This window comes from Melghirimyces algeriensis, from assembly GCF_900182565.1.
GTDB classification, from domain to species: Bacteria; Bacillota; Bacilli; order Thermoactinomycetales; family DSM-45169; genus Melghirimyces; species Melghirimyces algeriensis.
Genome location: NZ_FXTI01000001.1, coordinates 145,800 through 162,952 on the forward strand (window position 1 = coordinate 145,800; position 17,153 = coordinate 162,952).

Annotated in this window: 17 protein-coding genes; 13 read left to right on the forward strand and 4 right to left on the reverse strand. The window is 46.2% G+C overall.

Features of this window, described 5'->3' with window-relative positions:
• Positions 1 to 249 precede the first annotated feature (249 nt).
• From FN782_RS00635 to phoU, 7 genes are all read left to right on the forward strand, one after another.
• Entirely contained in the window at positions 250 to 957 is a 708-nt protein-coding gene (locus tag FN782_RS00635; RefSeq protein ID WP_142503843.1) for a response regulator transcription factor, read from the forward strand.
• Positions 958 to 995: 38 nt separating this feature from the next.
• On the forward strand, positions 996 to 2,717 hold the full coding sequence (gene pnpS / locus FN782_RS00640) for a two-component system histidine kinase PnpS (RefSeq protein ID WP_425462671.1): 1,722 nt from the start codon (positions 996 to 998) through the stop codon (positions 2,715 to 2,717).
• A 148-nt stretch (positions 2,718 to 2,865) separates the two neighbouring features.
• Complete coding sequence (locus FN782_RS00645; protein WP_142503845.1) at positions 2,866 to 3,813, forward strand: PstS family phosphate ABC transporter substrate-binding protein; 948 nt, start codon at positions 2,866 to 2,868, stop codon at positions 3,811 to 3,813.
• Positions 3,814 to 3,902: 89 nt separating this feature from the next.
• The gene (gene pstC, locus FN782_RS00650; protein ID WP_425462664.1) at positions 3,903 to 4,838 is read left to right on the forward strand and encodes a phosphate ABC transporter permease subunit PstC; all 936 of its coding nucleotides are present in this window, start codon (positions 3,903 to 3,905) and stop codon (positions 4,836 to 4,838) included.
• 98 nt (positions 4,839 to 4,936) lie between these two features.
• Positions 4,937 to 5,767: a phosphate ABC transporter permease PstA gene (pstA, locus tag FN782_RS00655; protein WP_246064821.1), complete on the forward strand. Its 831-nt coding sequence runs from the start codon at positions 4,937 to 4,939 to the stop codon at positions 5,765 to 5,767.
• 12 nt (positions 5,768 to 5,779) lie between these two features.
• Positions 5,780 to 6,556: a phosphate ABC transporter ATP-binding protein PstB gene (gene pstB / locus FN782_RS00660; RefSeq protein WP_142503846.1), complete on the forward strand. Its 777-nt coding sequence runs from the start codon at positions 5,780 to 5,782 to the stop codon at positions 6,554 to 6,556.
• A 20-nt stretch (positions 6,557 to 6,576) separates the two neighbouring features.
• Positions 6,577 to 7,230 (forward strand): phosphate signaling complex protein PhoU, encoded by a 654-nt coding sequence (gene phoU, locus FN782_RS00665; protein WP_142503847.1) that lies wholly within the window; start codon positions 6,577 to 6,579, stop codon positions 7,228 to 7,230.
• A gap of 61 nt (positions 7,231 to 7,291) precedes the next feature.
• Here phoU and FN782_RS17100 read toward each other — a convergent pair whose 3' ends face one another.
• The 4 genes from FN782_RS17100 to FN782_RS00690 all read right to left on the reverse strand — a co-directional run bounded on the left by FN782_RS17100 (position 7,292) and on the right by FN782_RS00690 (position 10,323).
• Positions 7,292 to 7,768, reverse strand: a complete 477-nt coding sequence (locus tag FN782_RS17100) for a PCYCGC motif-containing (lipo)protein (protein WP_342778329.1) — start codon at positions 7,766 to 7,768, stop codon at positions 7,292 to 7,294.
• A gap of 215 nt (positions 7,769 to 7,983) precedes the next feature.
• Complete coding sequence (locus FN782_RS00680; protein WP_142503850.1) at positions 7,984 to 8,667, reverse strand: DUF1295 domain-containing protein; 684 nt, start codon at positions 8,665 to 8,667, stop codon at positions 7,984 to 7,986.
• Positions 8,668 to 8,685: 18 nt separating this feature from the next.
• On the reverse strand, positions 8,686 to 9,294 hold the full coding sequence (locus tag FN782_RS00685) for a TetR/AcrR family transcriptional regulator (RefSeq protein WP_185955950.1): 609 nt from the start codon (positions 9,292 to 9,294) through the stop codon (positions 8,686 to 8,688).
• Positions 9,295 to 9,402: 108 nt separating this feature from the next.
• Complete coding sequence (locus FN782_RS00690) at positions 9,403 to 10,323, reverse strand: DMT family transporter (RefSeq protein WP_142503852.1); 921 nt, start codon at positions 10,321 to 10,323, stop codon at positions 9,403 to 9,405.
• A 176-nt stretch (positions 10,324 to 10,499) separates the two neighbouring features.
• Here FN782_RS00690 and polA point away from each other — a divergent pair, with 176 nt between their 5' ends.
• The 6 genes from polA to nrdR all read left to right on the forward strand — a co-directional run bounded on the left by polA (position 10,500) and on the right by nrdR (position 17,069).
• Entirely contained in the window at positions 10,500 to 13,145 is a 2,646-nt protein-coding gene (gene polA, locus FN782_RS00695) for a DNA polymerase I (protein ID WP_142503853.1), read from the forward strand.
• Positions 13,146 to 13,165: 20 nt separating this feature from the next.
• Positions 13,166 to 13,987 (forward strand): DNA-formamidopyrimidine glycosylase, encoded by an 822-nt coding sequence (gene mutM, locus FN782_RS00700; protein WP_142503854.1) that lies wholly within the window; start codon positions 13,166 to 13,168, stop codon positions 13,985 to 13,987.
• Between the two features lie 63 nt (positions 13,988 to 14,050).
• Positions 14,051 to 14,665 carry a dephospho-CoA kinase gene (gene coaE, locus FN782_RS00705; protein ID WP_142503855.1) on the forward strand — a complete coding sequence of 205 codons (615 nt, stop codon included), beginning with the start codon at positions 14,051 to 14,053 and terminating at the stop codon, positions 14,663 to 14,665.
• Entirely contained in the window at positions 14,623 to 15,258 is a 636-nt protein-coding gene (locus tag FN782_RS00710) for a lytic transglycosylase domain-containing protein (protein ID WP_142503856.1), read from the forward strand. The genes coaE and FN782_RS00710 overlap by 43 nt, the downstream gene beginning before the upstream one ends.
• 100 nt (positions 15,259 to 15,358) lie before the next feature.
• Positions 15,359 to 16,399, forward strand: coding sequence for a glyceraldehyde-3-phosphate dehydrogenase (locus FN782_RS00715; protein WP_142503857.1), 1,041 nt, complete (start codon positions 15,359 to 15,361; stop codon positions 16,397 to 16,399).
• A 169-nt stretch (positions 16,400 to 16,568) separates the two neighbouring features.
• Complete coding sequence (gene nrdR / locus FN782_RS00720; protein WP_142503858.1) at positions 16,569 to 17,069, forward strand: transcriptional regulator NrdR; 501 nt, start codon at positions 16,569 to 16,571, stop codon at positions 17,067 to 17,069.
• The last annotated feature ends 84 nt before the right edge of the window (positions 17,070 to 17,153 follow it).

Here is a 17,153-nt window from a genome sequence, read left to right on the forward strand (position 1 = left end):
TAAAAAGGATTGCATTCTTTAAAAGAGAGCGGGTTGCCGTCAGCGGACAAAAGGGAGAAACCACCTCTTGGACGTTGATTTTTTGTATGGCAGAAATAAACGGTATTTCAATGAAGGAAAAATTTGTGTACGATGAACTTGTCATAGAAATACCCTGATAAAGCGTTTCTCAGAAAAAGGTTCAAGCAGTGCCGGCTTTCCCTGCAATGGTATTGCACATGAAAAACTTGTAGAAGTGGAGGTTCGAAGATGGATAAGACAGTGATGGTTGTGGATGATGAACCTTCAATTGTCAAGCTGGTGAAATACAACTTGGAAAAAGAAGGATACCAAGTGGAAGTGGCTACCGATGGAGAAAAGGCGTTGGAAAAGATAAAAGATATCGCTCCTGACCTGGTGGTGCTTGATCTGATGTTACCCAAAGTGGACGGATTGGAGGTTTGTAAACAACTTCGGAAAGAAAGCCGTCACATTCCAATTCTGATGCTTACTGCCAAAACCGAGGAATTTGACAAAGTGCTTGGTTTGGAATTGGGGGCGGATGATTATATGACGAAGCCGTTCAGCCCCAGAGAGTTGGTAGCCCGCGTGAAAGCTATTTTTCGCCGAATGGAAGCTGTCCGTGAGGTGGAAAGCCCGTTTAAGGAAAAGGGATTCAGGATCGGTGATTTACAAATTGATGCAGACGGATACGAAGTGTTACGGAAAGATGAGCCGGTTGATCTGACTCCCAAAGAGTTTGAACTGTTGATCTATCTGGCGAATCATCGAGGAAAAGTACTCTCACGGGATCAGTTGCTAAATGCGGTGTGGGATTATGATTATATCGGCGATACGCGAATTGTGGACGTTCATGTTAGCCATCTGAGAGAAAAGGTCGAAGAAGATTCTCGGAATCCTGTTTATATTAAAACCGTTCGTGGAATCGGGTATAAGTTTGAAGGACCGAAAGAATGATGCAGTCACTTCATCATCGATTAACCATGATGTTTTTGATGGTGATTGCCATTTCCGTTTTGGGGACAGGCATTTTTGTGGCATTGTTGGTAAAAGCCTCTTATCTGGATTCTTTGACCGATCGTCTGGGAAAAGAAGGACAACTCCTTGTCAATACGTTGAATTGGGAGGAAGCGCTGGAGCAGCCGGCGCTTTTTCAACAACATGCAGACAAGTTCAGTCGTTCTCTGGGTGTCCGAGTCACATTGATTAACAATGACGGAAAGGTGCTGGGAGACTCCTCTGAATCTCCGGTTGTGATGGACAATTTAAGACATCACAAAGAAGTTAATCGCGTTCTTGAATCGCGGATGAAAGGGAGCTATCACAGTGTTACCCAGGACGACAAGCTCTATGTTTTTACACCGGCGATCAAAAAAGAAGGAGAAACCTCAGAAGTTTTGGGGGCTGTCAGACTGACCATGGAGTTGAAAACGATAAACGGGAGTCTCAGCCAGGTTTGGCTGTCTCTCGTGGGTGGTCTGCTCATTTCTTTTATCCTTGCCTCTTTGATCGGTTCCAGAGTCGCCCGTAATATTACACGTCCGATTGAAGAAATGACGCAGGCAGCGGTCGATATTGCACGAAACAAGTTTCATCGCAGAGTTCCCGTCCAACAACGGGATGAAATCGGTCGGTTGGCTTCGGCAATTAATCGTATGGCTGCCGGTCTGCGATATCAGCTGGAGACGATCCGAAAGAGTGAGCGTCGTTTGACCAGTGTCATTGAAACCATGGAAAGCGGTTTATTAATGGTGGATTCCAATCGCAAAATTACATTGGCCAACCAAGCCATTCACCGTTTTTTCAATGTGAAATCACCCCAGCTGCTGAACAAACCCCTTCCGGAGCGGGCGGTTTTTCACGATTTACATCTGATGATTCGTAAATGCCTGCATACAGGTGAGCGAATGCAGGGTGAGATTCATCTCTATTTTCCTGAAGAAAGGGTGCTGGAAGCGAATTTGACACCTATTTACGGAGAAAGAGAGGGAATGGGAGTGGTTGCCGTGTTGCATGATATTACGGCGATCCGAAAGCTGGAAAGGATGCGCACGGAATTTGTGGCCAATGTTTCCCACGAACTGAAGACCCCGGTCACTTCTCTGCGAGGATTTGCAGAAACACTGTTGGACGGAGCAGTGGAGGACCCACAGATGCAACGTGAGTTTCTGGAAATCATTCAAGCGGAAAGTTTGCGTTTGGAAAGGTTGATTGGTGATCTGCTGGACCTTTCCAAGATTGAGTCTCGCGAAATGAGTCTCAATCTTGAGGAAATCGATGTGACAAAACTGATTCGAACCATTGTGAAAACAACGGAAAAACAGATGAAAAAGCGGGGGTTAAATTTCCAGGTAGATGTGAAAGAAGACTTTACTGTTCATGTGGACCGGGATCGTTTCTCACAGATTTTGATCAATCTGTTGTCCAATTCAATGGCCTATACACCGACTGGAGGCAGTGTCAACCTGTCTGCCGGGAAGGAGGAAAAAAGATGGTGGATACGAGTGTCTGATACAGGGATCGGAATCCCGGAAGAAGATTTGCCCAGGATTTTTGAACGGTTTTACCGTGTCGATAAAGCTCGCTCCCGCGAATCTGGTGGAACCGGGTTGGGACTTGCCATTGTGAAACATCTGGTAGAGGCTCATGAAGGTAAAATCCATGTGGAAAGCCGTGTGGGGAAAGGTACAGCCATTACTCTCTCTTTTCCCCTCTAGGCTTTTTTCTTTTGTTACAGGTGGTTTACTCGGTTCTTTACACAACCTTAACAATTCGTTTATTTGAGGATAAAACTTAAGATTTATAGTGGACAGTGTTCGAGGGCATGATTAACCTCATTATATTTCTCTAGGGGGATGCGACTTTATGCTTAAGAAAAGTCTGCAAGTAGCAGGAGCTTTGGTACTTTCACTTTCAATGGTCGTCGGATGCGCCTCCAACGACCCGAATGCAGGTGGAGAAAACGGAGGAGACGGTCTATCCGGAACGATAAAAATTGACGGATCAAGCACGGTATATCCAGTCTCCCAAGCAGTCGCTGAAGAATTTATGAAAAAGAACCCTGGGGTAGAAGTAACCGTTTCAAAATCAGGAACGGGTGGCGGTTTTGAAAAGTGGACAAAAAAAGAAACAGACCTTTCCGATGCTTCCCGTACGATTAAAGATGAAGAAAAGAAAGCTGCTGAAGAAGCGGGTCTGGAGCCGATTGAAGTCCCGGTAGCTTTTGACGGGATCACCGTTGTGGTGAATAAAGAGAATGATTTTGTAGATCAGTTGACAGTAGAACAGCTGAAAAAGATCTGGGAACCGGATAGCAAAGTGAAAACATGGAAAGATGTGAATTCCGAATGGCCCGATGAACCGATCAAGCTGTATGGCCCAGGAACAGCTTCCGGTACCTTTGACTACTTCACTGAGGAAATTGTCGGCGAAGGAGGAAAGAGTCGAACGGACTATACGCAATCCGAAGACGACAATACCTTGGTGCAAGGGGTAGCAGGTGATAAAAACGCTTTGGGTTACTTCGGTTATGCCTATTATGTTGAAAACAAAGATAAGCTGAAAGCTGTAAAGGTGGATGCTGGAAAAGGTGCGGTTGAGCCTACCGATGAAACGATTCAAAACGGAGAATATGCTCCCCTTTCCCGTCCGATCTTCATTTATGCAAGCAAGCAGGCGATGGAGAAAGAACACATCAAGCAATTTATGGAGTTCTATTTGACAGAAGGAAAAGAGCTGGTTTCGGATGTGGGTTATATTAAGATGAGTGACGAGAAATATGGAGAAGGCCTCAAAAAGCTTGGAATTGAGTAACCACCCCTCCTCCGGATATCTTTATAATCTGTGTGGCCGTCCAAAGGGACTGTGCCACACTTTCCCTTGTTTTAGAAAGGAGTGTAAATGTGTTGAAAACCGTTGAGTCGACCGGGGTCAGTCGCTTTAAAAAGAAACGGACATGGCGCACCTCCTGGGAAGGAATCATACCTAAACTTCTTCTTCTCTGTGCCTTAGTGTCCATTCTGACCACTGTGGGTATTGTTTTAACATTGGTGATCGAAACAGCCTCTTTTTTTCAGGATGTGCCCTTTATTGAATTTATTACGGGTACAGATTGGACCGCTTTGTTTAGTGAATCACAGCAGGAGTTTGGGATTTTACCATTGATCAGCGGCACGTTATTGGTAACGATGGGAGCGGCAGTGGTGGCGATTCCGCTGGGGCTGTTCTCCGCTATCTATCTGAGTGAGTATGCTCCGGATCGACTTCGTCGAACATTAAAGCCGATCTTGGAGATATTGGCTGGGATTCCGACCGTGGTATATGGTTTTTTTGCATTTACATTTGTCACACCGGTGTTAAGGACATTTATCCCGGAGATGGGTGTCTTTAATGCCCTTAGTGCCAGTGTGGTAGTCGGTATTATGATTATTCCCATGATTGCATCCTTGAGTGAAGATGCCATGAGCTCTGTTCCACGGGGAATTCGGGAAGCGGCGTATGCAATGGGTTCCACGCGATTGGAAGTTTCGCTCAAAGTGGTGGTACCGGCGGCCCTTTCAGGAATTATTGCCTCTTTTGTCTTGGGAATTTCCCGCGCCATCGGAGAAACGATGATTGTAACCATTGCTGCCGGTGCGACACCAAAACTCACCCTTGATCCTACGGAAAGTATTCAAACCATGACCGCTTATATGGTTCAAGCTGCGATGGGGGATATCAGCTATGGAGGGACCGTTTACAAGTCAATCTACGCTGTGGGAATGACATTGTTTGTCTTTACCTTGATCATGAACCTCCTGGCTCAGTATATTTCCCGGCGGTTTAAGGAGGAATATTGATGAGTGCGGAAGAAGCAATGATCCAACAGAAAGGACAGTCGAATGTGGATTCCACCGATACTGAACAAAAGGGGGCGGACAGGGTTCAGTTTCGTCGCATGTTAAACCATGTCGCCCATGGATTGTTTTTATTGTCTACTCTGGTTGGAGTGGTTGTATTAGGGGTATTATTGTATGATATTATCCAAACTGGATGGAAATGGGTTGACGCTGATTTTCTGAACAACTTCGCTTCCCGTTTTCCGGAGAAGTCAGGGGTAAAAGCTCCGCTCTGGGGGTCGTTGTGGTTGATTGGAGTGACAGCTCCGCTCACCTTTATCTTTGGAGTGGGGACAGCCATTTATCTGGAAGAATATGCGAAAAAGAACTGGTTCAGTCGTTTGATCCAACTAAATATCAGCAATCTGGCGGGTGTTCCCTCCATTGTCTTCGGGATTCTGGGGCTGACCATTTTTGCCCGTGGATGGGGGCTGGGCCAATCGGTACTGACCGGTGCTTTGACCATGACATTATTAATTCTTCCTATTGTGATTGTCGCGGCGCGGGAAGCGATTGACAGCGTTCCCTCTTCTCTGCGTCAGGCTTCCTATGCCATGGGAGCGACAAGATGGCAGACCATATACAAGGTTGTGTTGCCCTATTCCATGCCAGGGATCTTAACCGGTACCATTCTTGCGCTATCCAGAGCCATTGGAGAAACCGCACCGTTAATCATGGTCGGGGCAGTCACCTTTGTCTATTTCACCCCTGGAAACATCTTTGATGCCTTTACGGTTCTCCCGATTCAGATCTATAGTTGGACGGGGTTACCCAAGGAAGAATTTCAGGAGATCGCTGCTGGTGGAATCATTATTCTTTTAGCGATCTTGCTGACGATGAATGCGCTGGCGATATTCCTTCGGAATAAATATCAACAACGAAACGGTTGAGGGGGATGAGTGATGGCAGAACAGACAGTACTGACAAAACCGGCGATTCAGGTTGAAAACCTGGATCTGTATTATGGACAAAAACAAGCTCTATACGATGTTTCAATGGATGTGGAAGTAAACACTGTAACGGCTTTGATCGGTCCTTCCGGTTGCGGGAAGTCAACCTTTCTCCGAACGCTGAACCGCATGAACGACTTGATTCCTGGGGTTCAAATCAAGGGGACCATCCGCTTGCACGGAGAAAGCATCTATGATCGAAACATTGATGTGGAAATGCTGAGAAAACAGGTGGGAATGGTCTTCCAGGCTCCCAACCCTTTTCCGAAGAGCATTTATGACAATATCGCCTATGGACCTCGGATTCACGGGATTCGAAACAAGAAAACACTGGATGAGATTGTGGAAAAAAGCTTGCGTCAGGCCGCTTTGTGGGACGAAGTAAAGGATCGACTGAGAGACCGGGCGACAGGTCTTTCCGGAGGGCAGCAACAACGCCTTTGCATTGCACGAGCCCTGGCGGTGGAACCGGAGATTGTTCTGATGGATGAACCCACCTCTGCCCTCGACCCGATTTCTACTTCAAAAATTGAGGAATTGCTTCAGGAATTGAAGAATAAATACACCATTGTCATTGTCACACACAATATGCAACAGGCAGCTCGTGTTTCTGATAAAACCGCCTTTTTTCTAAACGGTGAATTGATTGAGTATAATGATACGGCCACTCTGTTTTCCAATCCGGCCAATAAAAAGACGGAAGACTATATTACCGGCCGGTTTGGATAGGGAAAGGAGTCTCACTTTTAATGCGACAATTTGATACATCCTTGCAGGAAGTGAAGCAACTCCTGTTGGATATGGGTGAAAAATTGGAAGTTGCCATTGATAAAGCGGTTAAATCCTTGGAGCGATTGGATGCAGATATGGCGCGTGATGTCCTGAACAATGACTCCACGATTGACTCCATGGAAGACCAACTGGATGAAAAAGTCTCCGCTTTGATTGCGACACAACAACCTGTAGCCAAGGATTTGCGCAAACTGATCGCTGCTCTCAAAATCGGGTCTGATATGGAACGAATGGCAGATCTGGCTTGCAATATCGCCCAAGTGACCATTCATTTGGTGGAAAACAATTTAAAGCTGTTTAAAGATCTGGAAGACATTCCGAAAATGGCTCGTATTACTCAAAAAATGGTTCATGATGGGATCAACAGCTATATTGACGGGAATATCGATTTATCCAAAGATCTGGCGGAGACAGATGACAAAGTGGATCAGATGTATGAAGCGATTGTCAAGGAATTACTGGAATATATGATTCATCAACAGCAGTTCATTGAAGTGGCGCTTCGTCTCTCATTTGTCGCCCGTTACCTGGAACGGATTGCCGATCACGCCACCAATATTGCGGAAAGTATCGTTTACATTGAGACAGGGAAAACGGTTGATTTAAATTGAAAAAAGAGGCAACTGGCTTTTTGTCAGTTGCCTCTTTTTTTATCCGTTTCGACGTAATGGCTCATTTTTTCGGTTTTGGAGTGGGAGTGGGTATCCCCTGGTCCCCGTATTGCTCTTCAATATACTCGCGGATCTCGATCAAAGACTTTCCGTCATTTTTCATGGCCACCGCGTCACGCGCGATATTGATGCATATGCCTCAAGTGGCTCCCATCCGGTCCCAAGCGACATTCCCGTCCTCTCCCTTGTCCTTGATAAAACAATGGGCGTTATGTTTGTGTCCTGAAGAGCCACACCCGCAATAGCATGGCATATGTTTTAACACATCGGAGTGGGCATAGGCCAATCGGTAAGCCTCCTGGGCCTGGGGAGGGGCCTGCAAGGCAAAGTCCGGTAGTTGCACCGGGATGTTTTCCGCCTCTTTGGATAATGCCGCCAACCTGTTCTCTGTTGGACCGTTTTCCTGGGTTTCAGAGGAACATCCCATCAGTCCGAGAAGCAAGGCCAGTCCAAAAAGAAGCAATGCCCTTTTTTCCATGTGATCACCCCCTGTCGTTTTATTCTGTTGTTGGAACATCATGAAAGTCAAGTTTGGGAGACGAACGTTTGATCGTGAATCAAGCAAATTCACCGGATTTTTAAAATTGAGGCAAAAGCGAAGCCCCCTTTGCCATTAGCGAAAATTTTGCTCAAGCCTTCCAGTCGAATCATGGGTGTGCCTCCTTTATAGGGGTGAACCGAATCATTCCAACATCAATAGATGAAGGGGATTAACTTGTGCGTTCTCTGGGCGTATTCTTCAAATTGTTTTCCGTATCGTTTGCTCAAATAGCGGTCCAATACAGGGATATGAAAGAATATAAAACTGAGCAACATGATGAAGGGAATGAGAAAAGCCCAAGGATTGTGGGTGAGAAGAGCAAAGCCGATTGCCCAGACGACATCACCGAAGTAATTGATGTGCATGCTGTATCGAAAAAGACCCTTTGTGAACAATTGTCCTTTGCTATCTGGCTTTTTCTTGAATTGATGCCGTTGCCATTCCGAACCGGTATTTAGATAAGATCCGAATAAAAATAGACCCAATCCGATCCAATCCCATACACTGATCGCGGCCGATTGAAGTCCCCCGAGAATCGCAAACGTCAGATGAATGATCCACAGCCAGATCCCCACTTGAAGGGTTTCATTCCAGCCAAAACGTCTCTTGATAAAGACAAAGCCTGTAATATTCATTCGGATAAATAAGACGATGGAGCAGAAAAACAATAACCCGTTACGGGTTGGATTTCCTTGGGGAATGTCGGATAGGAATGGATTGAGAATGGCTTCCAACCCATTTCCTAGAAGTACCCAGCCAACGACAAGTACAGAGAGAGCGTGGATCAAGGACCATGCGACTTTGGTATTCAGGGATTGTTCATAGGTTCCATGCATAAGGATTCGGACTCCTTGTTAAGATGTTTTTGAAGCGAAAACAAAGGTAATCTGCCGGTTGAGGGAAGCTTTAAATTCTTCAAATGACATCTCTTCGTTATAGATGAAAAACATCAGTTGAACCATAGAGATGCTGTAAAGGGTCATCGCAGCCTCTTGGGCGGAAAAAGAATGGTTCCATTTATTTTGGGATTGAAGTTTGGAGATCAAAATAGCCGTCTGATCAATAAATCCAAAGTCCAATTGAAACAATCCACTGCGTAATGTGTAGTTTTCATCCACATTTCCGACGATTGCCTGCATGACCTCTTGCCAAAACGATTTGGGGTAATCCTGAATAAATGAACCGATATCCAGAATCCAATCCATCAGGCATTGAACGGGAGAATCATGTTCGCAATAAGGTGTTACGTCAATCTCTGAGACAGAGAGGGCATCAGCCAGCAGATTTAATAATAGATCCGACTTAGAAGGGAAATAGTTGTAGATGGTTCCGACACCCACCTCTGATTTTTGGGCAATGGCTACCATGGTGGTGTGCGTATAACCGTGTTGAAAAAACATGTGTCTGGCCGTATCAAGAATCGCTTTTCGGGTGCGTTGCTTTTTCTGTTCTCTCAGACTCATGGGCTCCTCCAACCGAAATATGAATTCATTCAAAAATGAATGCATTCATATTTTATCACAAAAAAAAGTCCCCTGCAAACCCATCATTGCAGGGAAGAATAAGGGATTCTACTTTCCGACAACCTCTTGCTGAATCAATGCCTTCGAACCCGGAGCATCCTTTAAGCGAATAAACGTATAGACGCCAAGGATGATCGCTAGGCCACCTGCCCATTGCATATGTCCGGGTTGTTCACCAAACAGGAAAAAGGCCAGGATGGTAGCGATCACTGGTTCCCCAAGAATACTGACAGAGACCGTTGTGGCAGGCACCCAACGGATTACCCAGTTGAGCAGGCTATGTCCCAAAAGGGTGGGGAACAAGGCTAGCAAAAGAAAAATGAGCCAATCCCGGACCGGGTAAGTAAAAAGAGGCTCTCCCATGAGGATACAGGCTGTAGCGAGAAGGATTCCCGCTGTTCCATAAACAATATAGGTATATGTGATTAGAGAGATACGCTTTCTGAGATGTTGCCCTGTCAACCAGTATGCCGTTACCATTCCTGCACCGATCAAGGCGAGAAAATCACCGAATAAGGCTGTGCCTCCCAAAGCAAAGTCTCCCCAACTCAGGAGGATTCCACCGAGGACAGCGATGCTCGTTCCAGCGAGGGCTGGGAACCGCATACGTTCTTTGAATAGAAAGTAAGCACCAACAAAGGCAAATAGGGGTTGAAGTGTAACGAGAACGACAGAGCTGGCCACACTGGTGTAGGAGAGTGAAGCAAACCAAAGGGCAAAATGCAGGGCGAGAAAAACACCTGAAAGTATGGCGAAAAACCAATCCTTCAGTTTCAGGATACCGATTTCGCTCCGGTGTTTCCACACCCACAGGGGGGTCATGAGTCCTGTGGCCAGCAGAAGCCGCCAGGCGGCAACCGCAGTGGATGGAGCATCAGCCAATTTTACAAGGATTGCTGAAAAGGAGATAAACAGAACTCCGATTGCCAAGGTTACGTAAGGATGGATGGGCGGACGATGAGAGATCATGATTCCCTCCCTCTAATGTTTGGGTCAAAAGGCTTGCTGGAAGTAGGCGACTGGGCCATGGTAAAATAGAGGTATCTGTTTGTTTGATACCGTCCGCTGTCAACGTTATTGTATCTTTGAGGACTGCCGTTGACAACATTTACAGGCGCGGAACTTTAGGAGTGTGGAGGTCCAATATGGACAAACTGGTCTTAATCGATGGAAATAGCATTGCATTTCGTGCGTTTTACGCCCTGCCGTTGCTTCAGAATAATAAGGGCACATATACCAATGCGGTATACGGATTTGCCATGATGTTGATGAAAGTCCTGGAAGAGGAGAAGCCAAACCATGTTTTGGTGGCTTTTGATGCCGGAAAAATCACGTTTCGACACCGGGACTATAAAGAATACAAAGGGAAGCGGGACAAAACGCCTGGTGAATTCTCTGAGCAGATTCCTTTGATCAAAGAACTTCTGGATGCGTTTGGGATTCGACACTTTGAGCTGGAATCGTTTGAAGCGGATGATATCATCGGAACGATTGCCAAGGAAGCGGATCGGAAAGGAATGCCTGTTACCATCGTCACAGGGGATAAAGATTTGCTGCAACTTGTCACAGAGAAGGTTGAGCTTCTGATGACGAAAAAAGGTGTCACCGATGCCGATCGCTATGATGTGGAGAAAGTAAATGAGAAGTACGGTCTGAAACCGAAACAGATTATTGACCTTAAAGGGTTAATGGGGGACCCGTCCGATAACATTCCGGGCATTCCTGGAGTGGGGGAGAAGACAGCATTGAAGCTTCTACACCAGTTTGGCAGTGTGGAAGAGGTTCTGGCCCACATTGATGATCTGCCCGGCAAAAAGTTGAAGGAACGGGTGGCAGAAAACCGAAGAGATGCTATCTTGAGTAAGGATTTGGCGACGATTATGTGTGATGTTCCCCTTGACTTTGGGCTGGATGATTTAATCTATCAGGGATTTGATGCAGACCGGATCATCCCTTTGCTTAAAAAACTGGAATTTAAAACGTTGTTGGAACGCATTCAAGGGGATGAATCTGAGACGGATCAGCCGGAACCGGAGAAGATTTCGGTGGAGAGAGTTGAGTCGGAGGATAACGGAAAATGGGAGGACTTTCTGAAGCAGGATCGCATCGCCCTTTTTGTGGAAAGGAATCATGAAAATTATCATCGGGCCGATCTTTTGGCGATCGTATTATCGGATGGAAAACAGCAACTGTTTTTGAATTGGGAGACAGCCAAACGCTGGCCTGCATTTCAGGAATGGCTTCAGGATTCGGATCGAAAGAAAATATGCTATGATGTCAAAGCGACTTGGATTGTTTTTAAACGGCATCATCTTGAGTCGGAAGGTTTTATGTTTGATATATTGTTGGCTTCCTATTTAATCAATGCTTCCGAATCGGGACATGACCTTTCAGATATTGTTGAACGAAAGTTGGGAGGAGGTCTTCCTGCTGATGATGTGGTTTATGGAAAGGGGGCCAAACGTCGTCAACTGGGAGAGCAAGAGCTGTCCGAGCATTTGGCCCGTAAGGTGAATCGGATCTACCAGCTCTGTCCTGTATTGGAAAAGGAGTTAAAAGAATATGATCTCGATGCCCTTTTCTTCGATCTGGAGTTGCCTTTAACCCACGTTCTTGCCCGCATGGAATGGAACGGAGTCAAAGTGGACAAAGATAGACTGCAAGCTCTGGGCAAAGAGCTTCAGGAGCGCTTGAATGGGTTGACGGAGCGAATATATGATCTGGCCGGAACCACGTTTAATATCAATTCACCCAAACAGCTGGGAGAAATCCTGTTTGACAAATTGGGTCTGCCTGTGTTGAAAAAAACCAAAACGGGTTATTCCACCAGTGCAGATGTATTGGAAAAACTGGCGCCACAACATGAAATCGTGGAAGAGATTTTACGTTACCGTCAAGTGGGCAAATTGATTTCCACATATGTTGAAGGCCTTCTCAAAGAAGTTTTTGATTCCACAGGAAAGATTCATACCCGGTTTCACCAAGCGATTACTACAACCGGACGTCTGTCCAGTTCAGACCCCAACCTGCAAAACATTCCGGTTCGACTGGAAGAGGGTCGACGGCTACGACAAGTATTTATTCCGGAGAAACCCGGATGGCAAATCCTATCGGCTGACTATTCGCAGATTGAACTTCGCGTCCTGGCTCATTTATCCGGGGATCATGGTCTGGTTGAGGCTTTCCAAAAAGATATGGACATTCATACAAAAACAGCCATGGATGTGTTTGGAGTTTCCGAGAATGAAGTGAATTCTCTGATGAGGCGACAAGCCAAAGCGGTAAACTTTGGGATTGTTTATGGAATCAGTGACTACGGTTTATCCCAGAATCTAAATATTTCCCGCAAGGAAGCGGGAGAATTTATTAACCGTTATTTTGAAAGCTATCCAGGTGTCAAGGTGTATATGGATGAAACCGTGAAAAAAGCCAGGGAAGACGGGTATGTCACAACGATGTTTCATCGCCGTCGGCACTTGCCGGAGATTCATTCGCGAAATTTCAACCGCAGAAGCTTTGCGGAGCGGACAGCGATGAACACACCCATCCAAGGTACAGCTGCCGACATTATTAAACAGGCAATGTTAAGGATGGACGAAGCATTGGAAAAAAGGAATATGAGCGCTCGTCTCCTTCTTCAGGTTCACGATGAGTTGATTTTTGAAGTGCCGAAAGAGGACTCAGAGACTTTGTCCGATCTGGTTCGGGAAGTGATGGAAGGAGCCGTCACGCTTTCTGTTCCTCTCAAAGTAGATGTCAGTACAGGAAATACATGGTATGAAGCCAAGTAAGAACAGGGAGAGAACGAACATTGCCAGAACTGCCAGAAGTGGAAACGGTAAAAGAAACGTTGAAAACGTTGATTGTCGGTAAAACTGTGGAGGATGTGTCCATTTTTTTGCCCAGGTTGATTAAGGAACCGGAACCGGAAGCGTTCCGGGAAATGTTGAAGGGTCGAACAGTAACCGGGGTGGGACGACGCGGGAAGTTTCTCCTTATCTTTTTTGACCCTTGGGTATTGGTGTCCCATTTGAGGATGGAGGGTCGGTACAGCTTGGAACTTCAGGATCAGCCAAAGGAAAAGCATACGCATGTCATTTTTGGCTTTACAGACGGAACCGAATTGAGATACCGGGATGTTCGTACGTTTGGAACAATGCATCTTTGGCCGAAAGGCGAAGAGCTGGATCGCCCCCCTCTTTATAAACTGGGTCCGGAACCCCTGTCAGATGCCTTTACCCTGGAGCAGTTTACCGAGCGTCTGTCGGGTAGGAAAACCCGGATCAAAGCTCTTCTGTTAAATCAAGAATTCCTGACTGGGCTTGGCAATATTTATGTAGATGAATCACTTTATACTGCGGGAATCCACCCGGAACGTTCCGTTTCAACCCTGACTTCCACTGAGGTGAAACGTTTGTATGAAAGTATTCGTTCCACCTTGAAAGAAGCGATCGAAGCAGGAGGTTCCTCCGTTCGGTCCTATGTAAACGGAAATGGTGAAATGGGTAGGTTTCAATTGAGAATTAAAGTGTATGGGCGCAAGGGAGAACCCTGTCATTGTTGCGGAACTCCGATTGTGCGAACTGTGGTAGCCGGTAGAGGCACTCATTTCTGTTCCAAGTGTCAGGATTGACCGAAGGAGCAATTTTTTGTGCATGTTTTCCGAACCGAAGATCAGTGGAAGGGAGGAGGAAACATGGTCCTGGGTTTAACAGGAGGGATTGCCACAGGAAAAAGCACCGTGTCCAGAATGCTTCAAAATCGGGGTGCTGTCATCATCGATGCAGATCAAACCGCTCGCGATGTGGTGAAACCTGGAACGGAGGGATACCGGAAAGTGCGTGAGCGATTTGGTGATGATGTATTCGGTCCGGAAGGTTTTTTAAACCGGAAGGCTCTCCGGGAAATCGTGTTCCGAGACGCGAACGCGCGCAAAGATTTAAACGAGATCCTCCACCCCTTGATTATTCGGAAAATGAAAGAGGAAGTGGATCGATGGAAACAGGCTGATGTGAAACATCCTATCGTTTTGGATGTTCCACTTCTCATTGAAGAGAATCTGACCGATTTGGTAGATTCTGTTGTTGTGGTATACATACCTGAAGAGCTACAGCTGAAGCGTTTAATGGATCGAGAAGGGATTAGCGCTGATGAAGCGAGACGAATGATCAAGGCCCAGATGCCAATCGAAGATAAAAAAGTGTTTGCCGATGTGCTGATAGATAATTCCGGTTCAAGGGCAGACACGGAAAGACAGGTTGATGCTTTATGGCAAACTTCGGTCTCCAAAAGTGGCTCCGCCCGGCTGTAGCGGCTCTTCCTTCCAGAGGTAAACTGGGTCTGGCTTTGCTTCTGATCCTCATTTTCCTTATTGTGGCCACTCCCTTATTTAATCGTTGGATGTACCCATTGGATTACGAGGACAAGATTTTGTACAGTGCAGACACAACAGGGGCAGATCCCTTTTTGGTAATGGCCATTATCCGGGCGGAAAGCAAATTTAGTCCCAATGCGGAATCTCACGCAGGAGCAAAAGGGCTGATGCAGTTGACACCCAATACAGTTGAATGGGTGGTTGAGCGGGGGAAGTTTTCCCCAGCGTTCAAAGAATCCGTCGATGATCCTGCGATCAATATCCATATGGGCAGTTGGTATATCTCTGGATTGATGAAAGAATTCAAGGGAAACAGAGTAGCTGCAATTGCCGCCTATAATGCGGGTCCGGGGAATGTGCACAAATGGTTGAAAGAAGGCCGGTGGGACGGTACCCGTAAAAATCTCGGCCAGATTCCGTTTGGGGAGACGCGCCATTATGTGCAACGCGTATTGTTTTTTTATGATAAATACCGTGCTATTTATTCCCATTTGATAAAAAAGCGTAACACATACATCCTTCCACAATAGTTTGCAAACCATTTTCCGTGTGACGCATTGCAATATATGTCATACTGATTATAATAGTAATGTGAACTTGTATGTAACAAATAGAGGGAAGGGGAAATATATGCCGCTGCGTGTTGCAATTAACGGATTTGGGCGAATTGGCCGGATGGTGTTTCGAAAGTTGATTCATGAACAGGAGATTGAAGTGGTGGCAGTAAATGCAAGCTATCCTGCTGAGACACTGGCCCACCTCATAAAATATGACACCATTCACGGAATTGTAGACGAGGATATCCGTCCCTTGGAGGATCGGCTGGTTGTCAATGGGAAGGAAGTGAAACTGGTTTCTGACCGCGATCCTTCCCGTCTGCCCTGGGCTGACTTAGATGTTGACATTGTTGTGGAAGCAACCGGGAAGTTTCGCGACCGTGAAGGAGCGGGACTTCATTTAAAAGCAGGGGCCAAAAAAGTGGTGATTACAGCCCCCGGAAAAAATGAAGATGCGATGATTGTGATGGGTGTAAATGAAGGAGATTACGATTTTAAACGTCATCATATCATTTCCAACGCAAGCTGTACCACCAACTGTCTGGCGCCTGTGGTGAAAGTGTTGCATGAGACCTTCGGTATTGACCAAGGACTTATGACTACGGTTCACGCCTATACCAATGACCAGAAAAATCTGGATAATCCACATAAAGATCTGCGGAGGGCACGGGCTTGTGCTCAATCGATCATTCCGACAAAGACCGGTGCCGCCTCAGCAATCGGTGAAGTGATCCCCGATTTGAAAGGACGGTTGAATGGCCTGGCTCTTCGGGTTCCCACTCCCAATGTGTCAGTGGTCGACTTAGTGGTTGATTTGAAACAGCCCGTGACAGCTAAAGAAGTCAATGCTTCCCTTGAAAAAGCTTCAAAAACTGATTTAAAAGGCATTTTACAGTACTGTGAAGCACCGCTGGTATCTTCAGACTTCAATGGAAATGATCATTCTGCCATTGTAGATGCTCTCTCCACGATGTCGATCGGGGATCGTCAAGTAAAAGTGCTTGCGTGGTATGACAATGAATGGGGATACTCCTGTCGTGTCGTTGATTTAGTAAAATGGGTAGGTCGTCCGTTTCTCTCTGCTAATCAACAGACGAAGGAAGTAACCGTATAACCTTGAAACTTGAACCGTCTCCAATACATCTGGGGACGGTTTTTCAGATTGATCGATTCCTGCCAGCAGAAAAAAGCTGAAACTGCCGCTCATCAAATCATCTTGAGAAGTCAAGTTGACTGGATTGTGGTATAGTTAGAACGATTGTTAGGGGAGGAGGTAGATTACCATGCGATGTCCGCATTGCCATTGGCTGGGGAGTCGTGTTCTGGACTCCCGTCCCGCCCATGAAGGGAAATCTATTCGGCGCAGACGACAATGTGAATCATGTGAAAGACGCTTTACCACATTTGAAATCGTGGAAGAAAAACCGTTGATCGTAATCAAGAAAGATGGCAGCCGGGAGGAATTCAGCCGGGAAAAGCTTCGAAGAGGGTTGATCCGGGCCTGTGAAAAACGCCCGGTATCCGTGGAAAAACTGGAAGTGCTGGTGGATGAAGTGGAGCGGAATTTACGGGAACATAATGACTCGGAAATTCCCACACGGGAAATCGGTGAAATGATCATGGAACGGCTTGTAGATGTAGATGAGGTGGCCTACGTTCGTTTTGCTTCCGTGTATCGGCAGTTTAAAGATATCAATGTATTTGTAAGCGAATTGGAAGATCTCTTAAATCGCACGCAAGATCCAAATGAGAAGCACGAGAGAAGAGAGTCCGGGGAAAAGTAGTTGTGAAGAGCTCATCCGATTTGTGGAAGATCGGTTCTCTTGATACAATAGTAGTCCACTTATTCAGAGACCGGTTGGGGAGGA

What these genes read in the sequence shown, in the direction of transcription:
- phoU (WP_142503847.1), top strand. Translation starts at nt 6,577, where the DNA reads ATGCGACAATTTGATACATCCTTGCAGGAAGTGAAGCAACTCCTGTTG.
- FN782_RS00645 (WP_142503845.1), top strand. Translation starts at nt 2,866, where the DNA reads ATGCTTAAGAAAAGTCTGCAAGTAGCAGGAGCTTTGGTACTTTCACTT.
- coaE (WP_142503855.1), top strand. Translation starts at nt 14,051, where the DNA reads ATGGTCCTGGGTTTAACAGGAGGGATTGCCACAGGAAAAAGCACCGTG.
- FN782_RS00710 (WP_142503856.1), top strand. Translation starts at nt 14,623, where the DNA reads ATGGCAAACTTCGGTCTCCAAAAGTGGCTCCGCCCGGCTGTAGCGGCT.
- pnpS (WP_425462671.1), top strand. Translation starts at nt 996, where the DNA reads ATGGTGATTGCCATTTCCGTTTTGGGGACAGGCATTTTTGTGGCATTG.
- FN782_RS00690 (WP_142503852.1), bottom strand. Translation starts at nt 10,323, where the DNA reads ATGATCTCTCATCGTCCGCCCATCCATCCTTACGTAACCTTGGCAATC.
- FN782_RS00635 (WP_142503843.1), top strand. Translation starts at nt 250, where the DNA reads ATGGATAAGACAGTGATGGTTGTGGATGATGAACCTTCAATTGTCAAG.
- pstA (WP_246064821.1), top strand. Translation starts at nt 4,937, where the DNA reads ATGTTAAACCATGTCGCCCATGGATTGTTTTTATTGTCTACTCTGGTT.
- pstB (WP_142503846.1), top strand. Translation starts at nt 5,780, where the DNA reads ATGGCAGAACAGACAGTACTGACAAAACCGGCGATTCAGGTTGAAAAC.
- FN782_RS00685 (WP_185955950.1), bottom strand. Translation starts at nt 9,294, where the DNA reads ATGAGTCTGAGAGAACAGAAAAAGCAACGCACCCGAAAAGCGATTCTT.
- nrdR (WP_142503858.1), top strand. Translation starts at nt 16,569, where the DNA reads ATGCGATGTCCGCATTGCCATTGGCTGGGGAGTCGTGTTCTGGACTCC.
- polA (WP_142503853.1), top strand. Translation starts at nt 10,500, where the DNA reads ATGGACAAACTGGTCTTAATCGATGGAAATAGCATTGCATTTCGTGCG.
- FN782_RS00715 (WP_142503857.1), top strand. Translation starts at nt 15,359, where the DNA reads ATGCCGCTGCGTGTTGCAATTAACGGATTTGGGCGAATTGGCCGGATG.
- FN782_RS00680 (WP_142503850.1), bottom strand. Translation starts at nt 8,667, where the DNA reads ATGCATGGAACCTATGAACAATCCCTGAATACCAAAGTCGCATGGTCC.